The sequence below is a fragment of the Rossellomorea sp. RS05 genome, from assembly GCF_039822645.1.
Classification (GTDB): domain Bacteria; phylum Bacillota; class Bacilli; order Bacillales; family Bacillaceae_B; genus Rossellomorea; species Rossellomorea marisflavi_B.
The window spans coordinates 204,699-219,898 of the sequence record NZ_JBDKWY010000005.1; the positions used below are offsets into that span (position 1 = coordinate 204,699).

Consider the following 15,200-nt stretch of genomic DNA (forward strand, 5'->3'; position numbering starts at 1 on the left):
AAACCATTGACATCGAAAGAGCATCCATCATATAATTATCTCGAATTAAAGATATTTTAATTCAAAACAAAAGAAGGAATACAGAAGCAAATATTGAAAATAGTATAAATACGACGAAGACCGTTTCTTTCCGCTGCAGGCACTTGCTTTCCACGGGGAGGAAGTCGAGCCTCCTCATTCTTGCGGGGTCTCGATCATCCCTCTATTCCCGTAGGAGTCAAGTACCTTCCGCTCCAATGCACTCTGGGTATCATCTCAGTTGCGAAAGAGTGGAAGGAATGAGCAGGATCATTTCAGAAAAGAAATCAGAAATCGTTTTTGAATGAGTTACACCCATCAAGTCTGTTATGAACACATTCTCTTCATTTCAACGAAAAGTGAGTGGTAGCGGAGGGGTGCCGACTCCTGCGGGAAAGGCGGGCAGGTGAGACCCAGCAGGCGCAGCCGATGCGGCTCACCGCCCGCCCCGCGGAAAGCGGCACCCCGCAGCGAACACGAACGGACGAATCTATCCACCATGAACTTCACAACAAAAAATTCATATAAACCATTCCGAACCAAAGGGGAGATCCACCATGCAAAAACGAACAGCTGGAATCCACCACATCACCGCCATCGTCGGCCATCCACAGGAAAACATCGACTTCTATGCAGGCGTCCTCGGACTTCGCCTCGTCAAACAAACCGTCAACTTCGACGACCCGGGCACCTATCATCTTTACTTCGGAGACGAAGGCGGAAGTCCAGGAACCATCATCACCTTCTTCCCATGGGCAGGAGCACGCCAAGGAGTGATCGGCGATGGGCAAGTAGGTGTCACCACCTATGCCGTACCAGCAGAAAGCCTGGCATTTTGGAAAGAGCGCCTGAAGACGTTCAACATTGAGGCAAAAGAATCACAGCGTTTCGGCGAAACGTATCTGACGTTCGATGATCCACACGGCCTTCATCTGGAAATCGTGGAGCGAGAAGGCGGGGAGAACAACGGCTGGTCGTTCGGAGGGGTATCTTCCGACGTCGCCATCAAAGGGTTCGGTGGAGCCATCCTTCTATCTGCACGCCCTGAAAAAACGGCTGAATTGCTGGAGCAGGTGATGGGTCTTGAGAAGGTAGGCGAGGAAGGAGACTATATCCGCTTCCGATCTACGGCTGACATCGGAAACCTCATCGACGTGAAGAAAACCTCCGTCGGCCGTGGACGCTCTGGAGTGGGGACGGTCCACCATATCGCATGGCGGGCGGAAGATGACCAAGACCAGCTCCAATGGCAGCGCCTTGTCGGCGAAAGCGGCTATGGCGTCACTGAAGTGAAGGACCGAAACTACTTCAACGCGATCTACTTCCGTGAGCATGGAGAAATCCTCTTTGAGATCGCGACGGACCCACCAGGGTTTGCGCATGATGAAACGGTGGAAACAATGGGAGAGAAGCTCATGCTGCCTGAGCAGTATGAAGGGCACAGGGACAGGATTGAGCAGGCCCTGATCCCGATCGAAGTGAAAGAGCTAGAATAATCGGGGAGTGATTTCATTGATTTCCATTGATCCATCGCAGCTATCGGCCAAGGATAACTACAAGTTCCTCATCGGAAGCATCATCCCGAGGCCGATTGCATTCGTGACATCCCAGTCGCCGTCAGGAACGGTGAACGGAGCACCATTTTCCTTCTTCAATGTCGTTTCGGCGGACCCGCCGATGGTATCCATTGCCGTCCAGCGCAAAGCGGGTGAACAGAAGGATACAGCAAGGAATATCGCACAAACAAAGGAATTTGTCGTCCACATCGTGGATGAAGGCAACGTAAGCAAGATCAATGAAACGGCAGCCAGCTTGAAGCCGGATGAGAGTGAAGTGGAGCTTGCCGGATTAACCCCGATCCAGAGTGAGGTGGTGGGGGTCCCAGGTGTCGAGGAAACGAAAGTACGGATGGAATGCGTGCTGGAGCAGATCGTCACTGCCGGGGGAGCCGATCTTGTCATCGGTCGGATTGTCAAGTTCCATATCCGCGAGGACCTGTATGAAAAAGGCCGTATCGATAAGGAGAAGCTCCAGGCTGTCAGCCGTCTGGCGGGGAATGACTATGCCAGGGTCGGTGAAACCTTCACAATCAAACGACCGGACTGAAGGAAGCACATCTAGAGTCAGAGGAGAATGAACATGGGATTTTTCAGTAAACTATTCGGAACACAACAAAAGGAGGAAACAACGATGGAAAACGTAAAAGTAGCAGTGATTTATTATAGTTCAACAGGTACCAACTACAAGATGGCCCAATGGGCAGAAGAAGGGGCGAAGGAAGCCGGCGCAGAAGTGAAAGTACTGAAGGTGCCTGAAACAGCGCCACAAGGTGCCATTGAATCCAATCCAGCTTGGAAAGCACATGTGGAGGCAACGAAAGATGTTCCGGAAGTGACGCTTGCCGATCTTGAATGGGCCGACGCCATCATCTTCAGCATCCCGACCCGCTTCGGGAACGTGCCCGGACAGGTGAAACAGTTCATCGATACGACTGGTGGACTGTGGTTCAACGGGAAGCTTGCCAACAAAGTGGTCAGCGCCATGACATCAGCCCAGAATCCACATGGAGGCCAGGAGCAAACCATCCTGTCTCTATACACGACGATGCACCACTGGGGAGCAATCGTGGCATCCCCTGGATACACAGATCCTGTTCTCTTTACAACAGGAGGAAACCCATACGGTACGAGTGTGACCGTCGACCAGGAAGGCAATATGGTCGAAAACGTGGAGCCTGCCGTGAAGCATCAGGCAAAACGTACCGTCACCGTCGCTGGCTGGGTCAAGCAAGGTAACCAATAACGCAGAATCAGCCGCAGGGATCGTTCCCTGCGGCTTTTTTTATTGAGTCAGTTCTTTCTCGAGGTTCCGGTCAAGGACGAACACTTCGATCCTTTCACCGGACCTGGTGCTGATATCGCTATGACTTGTAAGGACGTGGCAGTTCGTCAGCTTTTCCACGACGGCTTCGAATTTTTCCCCGTACATCTCCCGGAGGATCTGCCTCATCTGCTTCACGAGCTTCCGTCCATTATCATGTTCCACCAGATGCTTTTCTTCTACGGTGAGGACGCCCTTGAATCGTGCGATCACCATATCTTCGACGATGTAGGTCCTCGTCTCCTGTGGTCCCCTCCCGATCAATTCCCTTTGGAGCTTGATGAAGGCTTCGCTCAGCTCGGCCTCTAATCGTTTTTTCGTTGCCATATGATCCTCCTGAATTCCGCGTGCGTCTTTTCAACGACAATCGTACGTCCATAAGGTAGGGGAAGTCAATCCTATTTTTTATGTTTTAAAAGAATAGAAATAATGAGAATGGGTGAGTAATAGGGAGTAAAATGAAGTTATTTTTATTGTATTGATTGAATTTGACTGTTTTATCAGGTTTTTGCTCGTTTACAACGGAATGAACTCGGAGTAATATCAATTTCATAAACAACAGCATCAACCGGCCTAATCTCGAAAGAGAGCGGAGGAACCAATTTTTTGGGGTTAATTCTACTGTGTAGAAGGGATGAGAAAACTCTTTCGCCATCCTACCCGTCAGCTAACTTCGTCGGCTAAAGCGAAGGAGGTCCACAAGACCGCCTTAATCAGGGGGCATCTCTTGTTGCAGACATCTGTGACGTGAGGGGCAGCCTGTGTATGTAGGTCTTTTTATTATGCCTATACGAAAAAGAATACGTGGAAGACAGAATGCAAAGAAGGCATGAAGCCTGCTGGGCATTAAGTAGACCAATGTGTGCTTTTTCTCCAATTCTATGAAGATCATGTTCATGATTTTCACATGGGGAAGAAGTGTGCGTTGGTCTATTTTTTTCGGTCTGGGCCAAAAAGTAAAGGAGGAATCAAGATGGGGGATCTGTGGATGATGGTCATGATGGGCTTGCTTACCATGGCGATGGCAGGGCTCTTGAAATGGTCCGGATCCATTGCAGAACCGGGAAAGGATGAAGAGAAATGATGATGTTGGCGATCGCTCTGATCCTGGTGGTCTATCTGTGTTATGTGTTGCTAAATCCAGAGAAATTTTGATATGGGGTGAAGGAAAGTGGTTTCCACGATTGGTTCAGTTGTACTTATCATGTTCATTGTCATTCTATTGGCAAAGCCTGTAGGGCTCTATCTTGCACAGGCATTCAATACGGAGCGGACGCGCCTTGACCGGGTATTCCTCCCGGCAGAGAACATCCTCTTCCGGCTCGGTGGTGTCCGGGCGATCAATCAGACTTGGAAGAGGTATGCTGCTTCCCTGCTTCTGACGAACGTATTCATGATCGCGCTTGTGTACCTGGTTTTCAGACTTCAGGGGGTACTTCCCCTGAATCCGGCAGGGATCAAAGGGATGGATGCGTCCCTTGCTTTTAATACGGCCATCAGCTTCATGACGAATACCAATCTTCAACACTACAGCGGTGAAACCGGTTTGTCGTATCTCGCCCAGATGGCGGGCGTTCTCTTCATGATGTTCGCGGCACCTGCAACCGCGTTGAGCGGGGTGATGGCCTTTATCCGGTTGTTAGCCGGAAAGGGGGCGGGGAATTTCTTCGTTGATTTCATCCGTTCCATCACCAGGGTGCTATTGCCCCTCGCGTTCATCACCGGCTTGATCTTCGTGGCACTTGGGGTACCACAGACGCTTTCACCATCTGTTACCGTGCAGACCGTGGATGGTGGGAGTCAGGAGATAGCACGGGGTCCCGTAGGCTCATTCTTATCAATCAAGGAGCTCGGGAACAACGGTGGTGGATTCTTCGGAGTCAACTCGGCTCATCCTTTTGAGAATCCGGGGTCGTTCAGCAATATGCTCCAAATCCTTTTGATGTTCCTTCTGCCTACGGCGATTCCCTTCGCGTATGGAAGGATGATCGGGAATGAGAAACAAGGGCGTCTCTTATTCGTCTCGATGATGATGATGTTCGTTGTCATGCTCTCTCTGGCCATGGTGGCGGAATCCCATGGGAACCCGGAATTGAATGCTCTCGGGATCCATGGGGCGAGCATGGAAGGGAAGGAAGTACGGTTTGGTCCCGGGGAGTCGATCCTGTATGCCATGGTGACGACGGCTTCAGAGACGGGTGCGGTCAATACCATGCATGATACGCTTACGCCTTTGAGCGGGATGCTGGCTCTGTCCAATATGCTCCTCAATGCCGTATTCGGTGGTGTGGGTGCCGGGTTCCTCAATGTCATCATGTATGTCCTGATCGCCGTTTTCCTATCGGGATTGATGATGGGCAGGACTCCGGAGTTCCTTGGTAAGAAGATCGAAGCCAGCGAGATGAAGCTCATAGCCGTCACCATGCTGATCCAACCGCTCCTCATACTTGGTGCATCGGCCATCGCCCTTTATGTTCATGCAGGGACGGATGCCATCTCCAATCAAGGGTTCCACGGACTGACGCAAGTCATGTATGAATTCACGTCGTCTGCTGCCAACAATGGATCAGGGTTTGAAGGCCTGGGGGATGCCACGCCATTTTGGAACATTTCCACGGGGATCGTCATGTTCATCGGGCGGTACTTCGGAGTCATTACCATGCTCGCTGTCGCTGCATCCCTGGCCAAGAAGCGGCTTGTTCCGGAAAGCATCGGAACCTTCCGTACAGATTCTCCCCTATTCGGCACCATCTTCGTGGGGACGATCATGATCGTGGGAGCGCTGACGTTTTTTCCGGTCCTCGTGCTGGGACCTGTTGCAGAATATTTAACACTATAAGCTGGAGGGATAAGAAATGGGAAACCATTTGTTGAAGGATCAGGAGGAGGACATCATCTCACCGGCAAGAGAGGTGCCGTCGCCTTCTGTTGAAAAGAATAGCAAGGGCTCATCGTTACTATGGAACGCACTTAAAGAATCAATCATGAAGCTGGACCCTAGAAGGATGGTCAAGAATCCCATCATGTTCGTAGTGGAAATCGGGTTCTTCATCTCCTTCATCCAGGTGTTTTTACCACAAAGCCCAGGAGGGACGGGAATATGGTTCTCTCTCTCGGTCGCACTCATCCTGCTTTTTACGGTATTGTTTGCCAACTTTGCCGAGGCTTTGGCCGAAGGGAGGGGGAAGGCCCAGGCCGGGGCATTGAAGAAGTCCAAGCAGGATATGATCGCTAACGTCAGGATGAAGGACGGATCGATCCGCCACATGCCTTCTGACAAACTGAAAGTCGACGATATTGTCATCGTATCCCAGGGGGAATGGATACCGGGGGACGGAGAAGTGATCAAAGGCATCGCATCGGTGGATGAATCCGCCATTACCGGGGAGTCAGCTCCCGTGATGAAGGAAGCAGGAGGGGACTTCAACTCCGTGACGGGAGGAACGAGGGTTGTCAGTGATAGCATCACCATCCGGATTACGAGCAACCCGGGAGAATCCTTCCTGGACCGGATGATTTCCCTTGTGGAAGGGGCCGAGCGTCAAAAAACACCGAATGAAATTGCCTTGAATACCGTCCTGACCAGTTTGACATTGATCTTCCTGTTCGTGGTGATGACCCTCCCGTTCTTCACGAACTACCTTGGGTTCCAGATAGATACCGAAGTCCTCATTGCCCTGCTCGTATGCCTGATCCCGACGACGATCGGCGGGCTGTTATCGGCCATCGGAATCGCCGGGATGGACCGGGTCACACAGTTCAATGTGCTGGCCATGTCCGGTAAGGCGGTGGAAGCAGCCGGGGATATCAACACGATCATCCTTGATAAAACAGGGACGATCACATTCGGGAACCGGATGGCAAGTGATATCATTCCGGCTGGGGAAGGGGAAGAAGAGCTTCCTTACTGGGCAGGAATGAGTTCCCTGAAAGACGAGACGCCCGAGGGACGGTCGGTGCTGGAGCTCTTGAAGGGAAGAGGAGTCGTCATCCCCGAGGTCACAGGTGGTACATTCATCGACTTCAAGGCTGAGACGAGGATGAGCGGGTTGGATCTTCCTGACGGTCGAAGGGTAAGAAAAGGAGCAGTCGATGCGGTGAAGGCCTGGGTGAAAGCCCAAGGTGGATCCATTCCAGCCGATTTGGAGGCGAAATCGACAGCCATAGCCGGGGAAGGCGGGACTCCCCTTGCCGTTGCCATGGATGATCGGATTTACGGACTGATCTATTTGAAAGATACCGTGAAGCCTGGTATGAAGGAGCGATTCGAGCAGCTGAGGAAGATGGGGATCAAGACTGTGATGTGTACAGGTGATAACCCGCTGACGGCGGCAACGATTGCCAGGGAAGCGGGAGTGGATGAGTTCGTTGCCGAGTGTAAACCGGAAGATAAGATCGAGGTGATCCGGTTTGAACAGTCACAGGGCAAGCTGGTTGCCATGACCGGGGACGGGACGAATGATGCGCCTGCCCTCGCCCAGGCCGATGTCGGACTCGCCATGAACAGCGGGACCACGGCGGCGAAAGAAGCGGCCAATATGGTGGATCTGGACTCTGACCCGACGAAGATCATCGAGGTGGTTTCCATCGGCAAACAGCTGCTCATGACAAGGGGAGCCTTGACGACCTTCAGCATCGCCAATGATGTGGCCAAATATTTTGCCATCATCCCGGCCATGTTCATGACGGCCATCCCAGAGATGGAAGCACTGAATATCATGAAGCTATCGTCTCCCGTCGCAGCCATCCTGTCAGCCCTGATCTTCAATGCCATCATCATTCCCCTTCTCGTGCCCTTGGCCATGAAAGGGGTGGCGTATAAGCCGGTGCGCTCGGATATCCTGTTGAGACGGAATCTGCTGATCTATGGAATCGGTGGGATGCTGGCCCCATTTGCCGGAATAAAAGTAATCGACTTGATGATGTCCCTTGTAATCTAATCTATTCGGAAGAAGGCGTGAAAAATGGTAGAACAACGATTGGCTGGCCCGATCATCCGGGTCAGCATCATGACGATGATCCTTGGGGGGCTGCTTTATCCCCTTGCCGCGACGGGGATTTCCCAACTCTTGATGCCTGAAAGGGCGAATGGAAGCCTGATTTATGAAAACGGCCACCCGGTTGGCTCTGCGCTCATCGGACAAAACGTTCAAGATCCCGGATTGTTTCACGGCAGGGTATCGGCTATTGAATATGATGCAGCGGCATCGGGCTCCAACAACTATGCTCCTTCCAATCCGGAACTGATCAAGCGTGTAGAGGGAACCCTGCAAGAATGGAAGAAGGAGAATCCAAGCGTGCCGCTCGATCAAGTCCCGATGGATCTTATGACCGATTCCGGATCGGGCCTTGACCCTCATATCAGTCCGGAAGCGGCCCTGGCCCAGGTTGATCGTATTGCGGGTGCTACATCCATATCCAAAAGCAGGCTCAAAGAGCTGATAGAAGATCACACAGAAGGAAGAGAGTTGGGGTTCCTGGGAGAGAGGCGGGTGAACGTGCTCTTGTTGAACCTGGCACTGAAAAAGGAATGATCATCCTTATGGAGGGAAGTGTATGAATCCATATTTCAGGAAGAAGAGACCGGAGGAAATCCTTGAGGAGATCCACCGTTCCTCCCTGGGAAGATTGAAGCTTTATGTGGGAGCTGCACCCGGTGTGGGGAAGACGTTCAAGATGCTGCAGGATGCTGCCCAGTGGAGGCGGGACGGAAGGGATGTAGTCGTCGGCCTCATCGAAACCCATGGCCGCAAGGAAACGGCTGACGTCATCGGGGGTCTGGAGCAGGTCCAGCTTAAGCAGGTACAGTATAAAGGGAAAGTGTTCCACGAACTGGACGTAACCGGAATCAAGGAGCGTAAACCGGAAATCGTCCTCATCGATGAGTTGGCCCATTCGAACGTCCCGGGTGCGAGGCATGTGAAACGGTATCAGGATGTGGAAGAAATCCTTCAGGCAGGCATCGATGTATGGTCCGCCATGAACATTCAGCATCTTGAAAGTGTGAACGACATCGTTCAGAGGATCACAGGCATCACGGTCCGGGAGAGGGTGCCGGACACCTTCATTCAGCAGGCGGCGGAAATCCAGCTCATCGATATCACGCCTGAGACGCTCAGGAAGCGCATGAGGGAAGGAAGGATCTACCCCCCGCAGAAAATCGAACAAAGCCTGTCGCACTTCTTTACTTCTTCTAATCTATCAGCACTGAGAGAACTGTCTCTTCGAGAGCTTGCAGATGATGTGGACGGACGGATGAAAGGGGGGAGCGCCCCGACCGGCGTCCATGAACGGATCCTTGTCTGCGTTCACTATGGTCCGACAGCAGAAAAACTCATCAGAAGGGGCTGGAGGATGGCGGATCGTTTAAAGGCAGAATTGGTCATCCTCACAGTCGTTGAAGCCAGTACCCTCTCGCCACAACAGAAAAAGAAAATCGAGGAGTGGCATACCCTTGCCAATCAGTTCGGAGCCATCATGATCGTGGAAGATGGAGGGAAACGACACGCAGCGACCGTCATCGTGGATGTAGCCTTCCGACACAACGTCACCCAGATTCTATTAGGCCAATCCGCACGGTCGCGTTGGGAGGAAATCCGCAAAGGGTCCATCATCAATCGCATCATGAGGGAGTCCTCCAACATGGATATTCACATTGTGGCAGATGGAAGATAATGTTTCATAGACGGTGCCATTATGTTATGATGGGATAAATATCCATAAATAGTGGAGGATGATGGTTTTGATCAAACCAACTAAGTGGAGAATGGATAAGAAATGGGGATTGGTCCTTTCCTTAGGTATCTTCTTTTTTATGGGAAATGCCTTTTTCCATAGTTATACGGTCCATAAGGAAATAGATGCCTTCGCCGATGCTTGTTACAGCAGCGGCAAATTACCGAGTATTGAAAAAGAAGGCGGATGGTTTGGCGAGTGGAGTGGTGAATGCAAAGAATGAGCATGGGGCCACCATGCTTTTTTACATTGGAAATGTTACAACCTCATGAGCAATCCCTAGTAGTCATTGATTATTTTAAAGAAAACCATAGTCATAATCTTCCGGTAGAAGTAAAATAAAGTTAATCTCTACCCTCCTGTACAGAGGGGAATCGAGGCCTGCTTTCAACTTAGAATTGAAAGCGCTTTTTAGTAAAGCGGCGTGCCGTCTTTGTGAAATTTGAATAGGGAGAACGATGATCATGCACACAAAGGAAATAGGGGTTAAAGAACAGACGATCTTCCCTCATGTAGGGAATAAGATCGTAACAGAAGACAGAGAGATTTCCATTATTGCCAGAGTAGAAGAGCCGCTTGTCGTCATTCTCGGGAACGTCCTGAGCCATGAAGAATGCGATGAACTCATCAAGGTATCAAAGGACCGGATGGACAGATCCAAGATCGGGAAGGTCCGCGAAGTGGATCAAATCCGCACGAGCAGCAGTACGTTCCTTGAAGAAGGGGAGAATGAAGTGGTCTCGCGGGTGTCAAGACGCGTATCCCAGATCATGAACATCCCTGAAAGCCACGGAGAAGGATTACAGATCCTCAATTATCAAATCGGCCAGGAATACAAGGCCCACTTTGACTTTTTCTCTTCATCACGACCGGTGAAGAACCCTCGGATCAGTACCCTTGTGATGTATCTGAACGATGTGGAACAAGGGGGAGAAACGTATTTTCCTAAACTGAACCTTTCCGTGTCTCCGCAAAAAGGGATGGCGGTCTACTTCGAGTACTTCTATGATAACCAGGAGCTCAATGACATGACCCTTCACGGTGGAGGACCCGTCATCATCGGTGACAAATGGGCCGCGACCCAGTGGATGAGAAGGCAGCGGATCGATTGATCGTATAGAAGAATAAAAGGCTGTGCACCCATGGGTGCACAGCCTTATTCGTGCTCCAGCTTGCCGAATAGAAGTGAATCCCGCCATCCGTCATTCATCTTAAGGTGATCCCTTATCCTGCCCTCACGTGTCATTCCGCATTTCTCCAACACCCTCATGGAGCCGGCATTGGCCGGATCACAGGTGGCTTGAATTCGGTGCAGACCATGTTCGTGGAAGCCGATGTTCAATAGCTTCTTGGCCAGGAGGGTCGCAATCCCTTTCCCCCAGTGCTCGGGGTGGAGAATGTAGCCGATTTCCCCAGTAAGGTTGGCGCGGTCACAAATGGTAAGCTCCCCGCATCCGATCAGCTCAACTTCCAGAATGACGGCAAAGGTAAAACGCGTCCGGTCTTTCTTCGCTGCATCCCGCAGAACCTCATCCACATACTGCCGGGTCTCTTCCTCGCTGTTCGGTCCCCAAGGCTGATACCGGCTGACGATTTCCATGGAAGCGTACCGGTGCACCGCCTGCCAGTCCGTTTGGCGCAGTTCCCTCAGTTGAATAGAAACCATCATGGAACACTTCCTTATTAATAATTTTGTCTAATCCAAACAGTACTGTAATGGGTAAAAGAGTGTTCTCAAGAGCCAGGAACGACATCAATTTCCTCGGCTGCAGTAGATTTAGGATCAGACCCGAGCATCTCCTGATAGCGGATCTTCACATGTGAGCCAGAAGGCAGATCTTTCAGCATCACAGGCTCTTTAATCGTGACATACCATAAATCATATTTTTTCTTGATCTCCTTCAATGGGAGGTTCAGATCGTCTTCATCAAATGATTCATCCACGATGAGGGCTTTTTTCTCTTTTGGATTTTCATAGAATAACACCCCTTCGGCTTCTTGAAGCTCCTGCTCCACAATAGGTGCAGCCGGTTCTTCTCCTTCTTCGAAGAGGCTGCAGCCTCCGGTGAAGAGGAGGGAGGCAAGGGGGAGGGTGACAAACAGTACTCTCACGATTCATCTCTCCTATTGGGTAATGTATGTCCAATCTATCACGTTTTCCTGCAGGTGGGTAATGCTATGTTTCTGGATATGGTCATGCCTGTACAGAGGGGCGTATCCACATCTTGGAGAAATCCACATATCCGAAATGCCGGATGTGGATATTCATAAGATCCGTCGAAAATGGGATCGCCCGCTTCACATAGTAAAGGGGGATCATGAGGGAATCTTCCATGAGCTTCCTTTCATTCTCTTCATGAAGGGCTCTCCATTCCGTGAAAGGGGTCTGGCTGTATACGTCCAGTCTCTCCTTCCATTCACCAAGAGGCTTTAGAACCGGGTGGAGTGGGGAGTAGCCATGTATGAGAAAATGATAGAATGAAAGATCCTCATTTTCTTCGAAGATTTCACCATGGATAAAAAGATCCGACTCCAATGCCCGGGGGTGATTGGTGACCACCTCATCAAAGGTGAACCAGTGTACTTCATAGGGTACCCCTTCTTCATCAAAGACCTGCTGGAGCCAGCGGGTAGAATCTGTCGTATAGCCTGTTGCTCTGATGATCAACGGTGCCGTGAACGTGGGACGTGAAACGTCAGGTAGATCAGGATTCACTTCGTGTCCTTTCAGACAGCCGCCTCGAATCGGTGTAATCCTCGGATGAAAGTCAACGATCCGGTCGCGATGCCATCTTAAAATGTGATGAAGGTAGGTCCTGACTTCCTGACGGCGGATATCGGTATCCCTGTAAGCGTTCATGACAATAATGCCAAAGCCGGAATCGCTCTCGACTTCGATGGATGCGGGATCCTCCGTTTGAGATTGGTACTGGACGGGGAAGTCCGGCTCCACCTTGACGAATTCCAAGGAGTCCAGGAGCGGCCGCTCCCTGAAATGATCCCTGAACGCAAGAAGGACAGTCTTATCCAACGTATCTTCCACAAGATAAAAACAGCCCGTCCCGATCGGCCCTTCTGCCGTCTCCTTATAGATGCTTGCGCACATCATGCTCAGTAACTGCAAGGCATAGGAGCATCCTTTAGGGTGGTGGATCTCGATGATCAGCGGTCCAGGAATTGAGATCCTTTCCACAGGCATCCATAACTCCCGGTAGACAGGGTGCTTGCCCATTTTTTCGAGGCAGCGCTGGACATCCTCTGCTTTCATTGTAGACCCATCATGGAATCGTACGTCCTTCTTTAAATAAAGACGTAGCTTATCCGGAAACTCATCCCAGCTGTGTGCGAGCTCCGGCAGACACTCTCCGTTTTCCGTAATGGATACAAGGCGATTATAGATATTGGCGACGAGATGTGCACTTTGGGCGTCGGCGGCCTCCAGAGGATGGAAGGAACGGAACAAATGCCGCCTCGGAATGATCAGCTTGTCGCGTCCTTCCTGGCTATACCCGAATCTTGTGGCGAATTGGTCCATGAGACGATGGCGTGTATCCGGTGACCAGTCGTACGTGAAGTATGCCGACAAGCTTTCCACCGGTTCATGCTCCATGCGATTCATGGCTTCCAATTCAAAGCTCTCTTCCACATTCACTTTCCACTCAAGTTGTGAAAGATGTCCACGTCCTTTACCCGGAGAAAACATCAGGAAACCGTCTTCTTCCCATTTTTTTATTTTTCTCGTCGTTTGCTTGCGACTAAGTTCGAGGATGTCTGCTACTTCTTCCATGCGAACCTCCCCCGTGGGGCATGCTTTCCATAGCTTCAATAAGAGCTGATTCATCGGTTTCCTCCTTAAAAGGGGACATGTGGCTAGGAAACTGTCCGTTTTTAACTTTCTCTGTCTCGTTTACTATACAAGAAACAAGAGGAGGGAACAATATGAGTTGGAAGGAATACCCACAAAACATCAAAGTACGGATGATTACATCGTTCTTTAATCGTGCCGTTTCATCTGCCGTCATGCCGTTCATGGCCCTATTCTTTGCTACCGAAATGAACAAAATATGGGCGGGAATGTTCCTGATTGCCACCGTCATCATCGGTTTCATCGTCAATTTGATTGGCGGATATGTATCTGACCGATTTTCACGCAAAAGGGTGCTCCTCGTTACCTCGTGGCTGAATGCAGCCTGCTTCCTCCTTATGACCGTCAGCCTTTTCCCTGAAGAGAAATGGATCATCGTGTTTGCAGGAGCGTACATCTTATTCATTATCACGAGCAGTCTAGGCTGGCCCGCCATGCACGCCATCATCATCGATTCGACGACTCCTGAAAACCGGAAGGCCGTCTATGCACTCGACTACTGGCTCATCAACCTATCCATGGCAATCGGCGCCGCCCTTGGAGGGCTGCTATACCTTCATCATAAACAGGAACTGTTCATCATGCTGACCGTCACTTCAACCATCATTCCCGTCGCTTATGGCATCTGGCTGAAGGACGAGTTCAAGGGGTTCTTGGAAAAAAAGCACAAGAATGTACTGGTCGACCTCATCAACAATTATCGGATTGCGTTCAAAGATTCTGCGTTCGTGAAAGTGGTCGCAGGCACCACCTTCATCTTGGCTGCAGAGTTTTCACTGAACAGTTATATCGGTATCCGTCTTGCTGAAGAGTTCAGGAGCGTCACGGTCGGTGGCTTTGAAGTTGCAGGGGTCAGGATGCTTAGCTTCTTGAACATTGAAAACATGCTTCTAGTTGTCTTTTTGACTTTCTTCGTCAACAGGTGGACCGATAAAATTTCGAAGCGGAAGGGTATCCTCATCGGTCTCCTGATCTACGGATTGGGATATGCAGTGGTCACATCGGCTAACACCTGGTACGTGTTGATCCTGTTCAATCTGATTGCGACGATCGGAGAGCTGATCTATTCACCGATCCGGAATGCCGAGCAGGCGAATATGATCCCGGACGATAAGCGTGGCTCTTACTCCGCTTTCTCGAACCTTTCATTCAGCGGAGCCGACCTTATCGCCCGCTCCACCATCATACTCGGTGCCTTCCTGATCCCGACCATGATGTCGGTCTACATGGGCGCGCTTGTCATGATCGGTACGGCCTTGGTTTATACCGGACTATTCGGCCTTAAAGCCAAAAAGCGGGTGAGTGGTTCGGTGTTGAGTTAAGTAGATTGGATTGGTATAATTTTTCTAAATAATCTTTCTATTGGAGTATTAGTGAAATATTGAGACGTTTCGTTCCACTGCGGAAGGCCGCTTTCCGGCGGGGAGGGAGTTGAGCCGCTTCGGCTGCGCCTGCAGGGTCTCAACCTTCCCTCTATTCCCGCAGGAGTCGGCCTCCCTCCGCTGCACTGCACTTGTGCAAAAGATGAGGCTTGGTTTCTTATTGCGTAGATAATATCCACTTTTCTACCTAGTAAAGGGAGAGTCAAAGAATGGGGCGTTTTGATTTTTGTATCCACTGTACTAACCGATAGTTGACGGACTTAATCAATTTCACTACCAAAATATAAATGTAATGAAGGAGCGACCAATATGCCGAATCA

Annotated in this window: 15 protein-coding genes and 1 riboswitch; of the genes, 11 read left to right on the forward strand and 4 right to left on the reverse strand. The window is 50.6% G+C overall.

All coding sequences use genetic code 11. The features are described 5' to 3' along the window. Positions 1 to 575 precede the first annotated feature (575 nt). Genes ABJ225_RS14690 through wrbA form a run of 3 tightly spaced genes read left to right on the forward strand, consistent with a single transcriptional unit; the run spans position 576 to position 2,820 of the window. Positions 576 to 1,514, forward strand: a complete 939-nt coding sequence (locus ABJ225_RS14690; protein ID WP_347320911.1) for a ring-cleaving dioxygenase — start codon at positions 576 to 578, stop codon at positions 1,512 to 1,514. 16 nt (positions 1,515 to 1,530) lie between these two features. Next, entirely contained in the window at positions 1,531 to 2,124 is a 594-nt protein-coding gene (locus ABJ225_RS14695) for a flavin reductase family protein (RefSeq protein ID WP_347320912.1), read from the forward strand. 33 nt (positions 2,125 to 2,157) lie between these two features. Continuing rightward, positions 2,158 to 2,820, forward strand: coding sequence for an NAD(P)H:quinone oxidoreductase (gene wrbA, locus ABJ225_RS14700; protein WP_048007156.1), 663 nt, complete (start codon positions 2,158 to 2,160; stop codon positions 2,818 to 2,820). 39 nt (positions 2,821 to 2,859) lie between these two features. Here the strand turns inward: wrbA and ABJ225_RS14705 are convergent, their stop codons facing one another. Beyond that, positions 2,860 to 3,225, reverse strand: a complete 366-nt coding sequence (locus ABJ225_RS14705; RefSeq protein ID WP_048007155.1) for a Na-translocating system protein MpsC family protein — start codon at positions 3,223 to 3,225, stop codon at positions 2,860 to 2,862. Between the two features lie 233 nt (positions 3,226 to 3,458). After that, positions 3,459 to 3,595, forward strand: a riboswitch (cyclic di-AMP (ydaO/yuaA leader). 389 nt (positions 3,596 to 3,984) lie between these two features. Here ABJ225_RS14705 and kdpF point away from each other — a divergent pair. From kdpF to ABJ225_RS14735, 7 genes are all read left to right on the forward strand, one after another. Next, entirely contained in the window at positions 3,985 to 4,053 is a 69-nt protein-coding gene (kdpF, locus tag ABJ225_RS22405; RefSeq protein ID WP_353852463.1) for a K(+)-transporting ATPase subunit F, read from the forward strand. Between the two features lie 49 nt (positions 4,054 to 4,102). Beyond that, positions 4,103 to 5,737 (forward strand): potassium-transporting ATPase subunit KdpA, encoded by a 1,635-nt coding sequence (gene kdpA, locus ABJ225_RS14710; RefSeq protein WP_347320913.1) that lies wholly within the window; start codon positions 4,103 to 4,105, stop codon positions 5,735 to 5,737. Positions 5,738 to 5,753: 16 nt separating this feature from the next. Next, a complete protein-coding gene (gene kdpB / locus ABJ225_RS14715; RefSeq protein WP_347320914.1) occupies positions 5,754 to 7,838 on the forward strand; it encodes a potassium-transporting ATPase subunit KdpB in 2,085 nt (694 codons plus the stop codon). Between the two features lie 24 nt (positions 7,839 to 7,862). Beyond that, positions 7,863 to 8,432 carry a potassium-transporting ATPase subunit KdpC gene (kdpC, locus tag ABJ225_RS14720; protein ID WP_290032117.1) on the forward strand — a complete coding sequence of 190 codons (570 nt, stop codon included), beginning with the start codon at positions 7,863 to 7,865 and terminating at the stop codon, positions 8,430 to 8,432. Between the two features lie 22 nt (positions 8,433 to 8,454). Continuing rightward, on the forward strand, positions 8,455 to 9,573 hold the full coding sequence (gene kdpDN / locus ABJ225_RS14725) for a KdpD-like non-kinase potassium sensor (RefSeq protein ID WP_347320915.1): 1,119 nt from the start codon (positions 8,455 to 8,457) through the stop codon (positions 9,571 to 9,573). Positions 9,574 to 9,664: 91 nt separating this feature from the next. Further along, positions 9,665 to 9,856: a hypothetical protein gene (locus ABJ225_RS14730; RefSeq protein ID WP_142245887.1), complete on the forward strand. Its 192-nt coding sequence runs from the start codon at positions 9,665 to 9,667 to the stop codon at positions 9,854 to 9,856. A 241-nt stretch (positions 9,857 to 10,097) separates the two neighbouring features. Next, positions 10,098 to 10,745, forward strand: a complete 648-nt coding sequence (locus ABJ225_RS14735) for a 2OG-Fe(II) oxygenase (RefSeq protein ID WP_347320916.1) — start codon at positions 10,098 to 10,100, stop codon at positions 10,743 to 10,745. A gap of 44 nt (positions 10,746 to 10,789) precedes the next feature. Here ABJ225_RS14735 and ABJ225_RS14740 read toward each other — a convergent pair whose 3' ends face one another. The 3 genes from ABJ225_RS14740 to ABJ225_RS14750 form a co-directional block, all read right to left on the reverse strand. Continuing rightward, positions 10,790 to 11,302 (reverse strand): GNAT family N-acetyltransferase, encoded by a 513-nt coding sequence (locus tag ABJ225_RS14740; protein WP_347320917.1) that lies wholly within the window; start codon positions 11,300 to 11,302, stop codon positions 10,790 to 10,792. A 65-nt stretch (positions 11,303 to 11,367) separates the two neighbouring features. Further along, on the reverse strand, positions 11,368 to 11,745 hold the full coding sequence (locus ABJ225_RS14745) for a DUF3221 domain-containing protein (RefSeq protein ID WP_347320918.1): 378 nt from the start codon (positions 11,743 to 11,745) through the stop codon (positions 11,368 to 11,370). A gap of 82 nt (positions 11,746 to 11,827) precedes the next feature. Continuing rightward, on the reverse strand, positions 11,828 to 13,474 hold the full coding sequence (locus ABJ225_RS14750) for an ABC transporter substrate-binding protein (RefSeq protein ID WP_290032122.1): 1,647 nt from the start codon (positions 13,472 to 13,474) through the stop codon (positions 11,828 to 11,830). A gap of 98 nt (positions 13,475 to 13,572) precedes the next feature. On the opposite strand from ABJ225_RS14750, the gene ABJ225_RS14755 reads away from it, so the two are divergent. After that, a complete protein-coding gene (locus tag ABJ225_RS14755; RefSeq protein WP_347320919.1) occupies positions 13,573 to 14,820 on the forward strand; it encodes an MDR family MFS transporter in 1,248 nt (415 codons plus the stop codon). The last annotated feature ends 380 nt before the right edge of the window (positions 14,821 to 15,200 follow it).

What these genes read in the sequence shown, in the direction of transcription:
- ABJ225_RS14690 (WP_347320911.1), top strand. Translation starts at nt 576, where the DNA reads ATGCAAAAACGAACAGCTGGAATCCACCACATCACCGCCATCGTCGGC.
- wrbA (WP_048007156.1), top strand. Translation starts at nt 2,158, where the DNA reads ATGGGATTTTTCAGTAAACTATTCGGAACACAACAAAAGGAGGAAACA.
- ABJ225_RS14705 (WP_048007155.1), bottom strand. Translation starts at nt 3,225, where the DNA reads ATGGCAACGAAAAAACGATTAGAGGCCGAGCTGAGCGAAGCCTTCATC.
- kdpA (WP_347320913.1), top strand. Translation starts at nt 4,103, where the DNA reads ATGTTCATTGTCATTCTATTGGCAAAGCCTGTAGGGCTCTATCTTGCA.
- kdpB (WP_347320914.1), top strand. Translation starts at nt 5,754, where the DNA reads ATGGGAAACCATTTGTTGAAGGATCAGGAGGAGGACATCATCTCACCG.
- kdpC (WP_290032117.1), top strand. Translation starts at nt 7,863, where the DNA reads ATGGTAGAACAACGATTGGCTGGCCCGATCATCCGGGTCAGCATCATG.
- kdpDN (WP_347320915.1), top strand. Translation starts at nt 8,455, where the DNA reads ATGAATCCATATTTCAGGAAGAAGAGACCGGAGGAAATCCTTGAGGAG.
- ABJ225_RS14730 (WP_142245887.1), top strand. Translation starts at nt 9,665, where the DNA reads ATGGATAAGAAATGGGGATTGGTCCTTTCCTTAGGTATCTTCTTTTTT.
- ABJ225_RS14735 (WP_347320916.1), top strand. Translation starts at nt 10,098, where the DNA reads ATGCACACAAAGGAAATAGGGGTTAAAGAACAGACGATCTTCCCTCAT.
- ABJ225_RS14740 (WP_347320917.1), bottom strand. Translation starts at nt 11,302, where the DNA reads ATGATGGTTTCTATTCAACTGAGGGAACTGCGCCAAACGGACTGGCAG.
- ABJ225_RS14750 (WP_290032122.1), bottom strand. Translation starts at nt 13,474, where the DNA reads ATGAATCAGCTCTTATTGAAGCTATGGAAAGCATGCCCCACGGGGGAG.
- ABJ225_RS14755 (WP_347320919.1), top strand. Translation starts at nt 13,573, where the DNA reads ATGAGTTGGAAGGAATACCCACAAAACATCAAAGTACGGATGATTACA.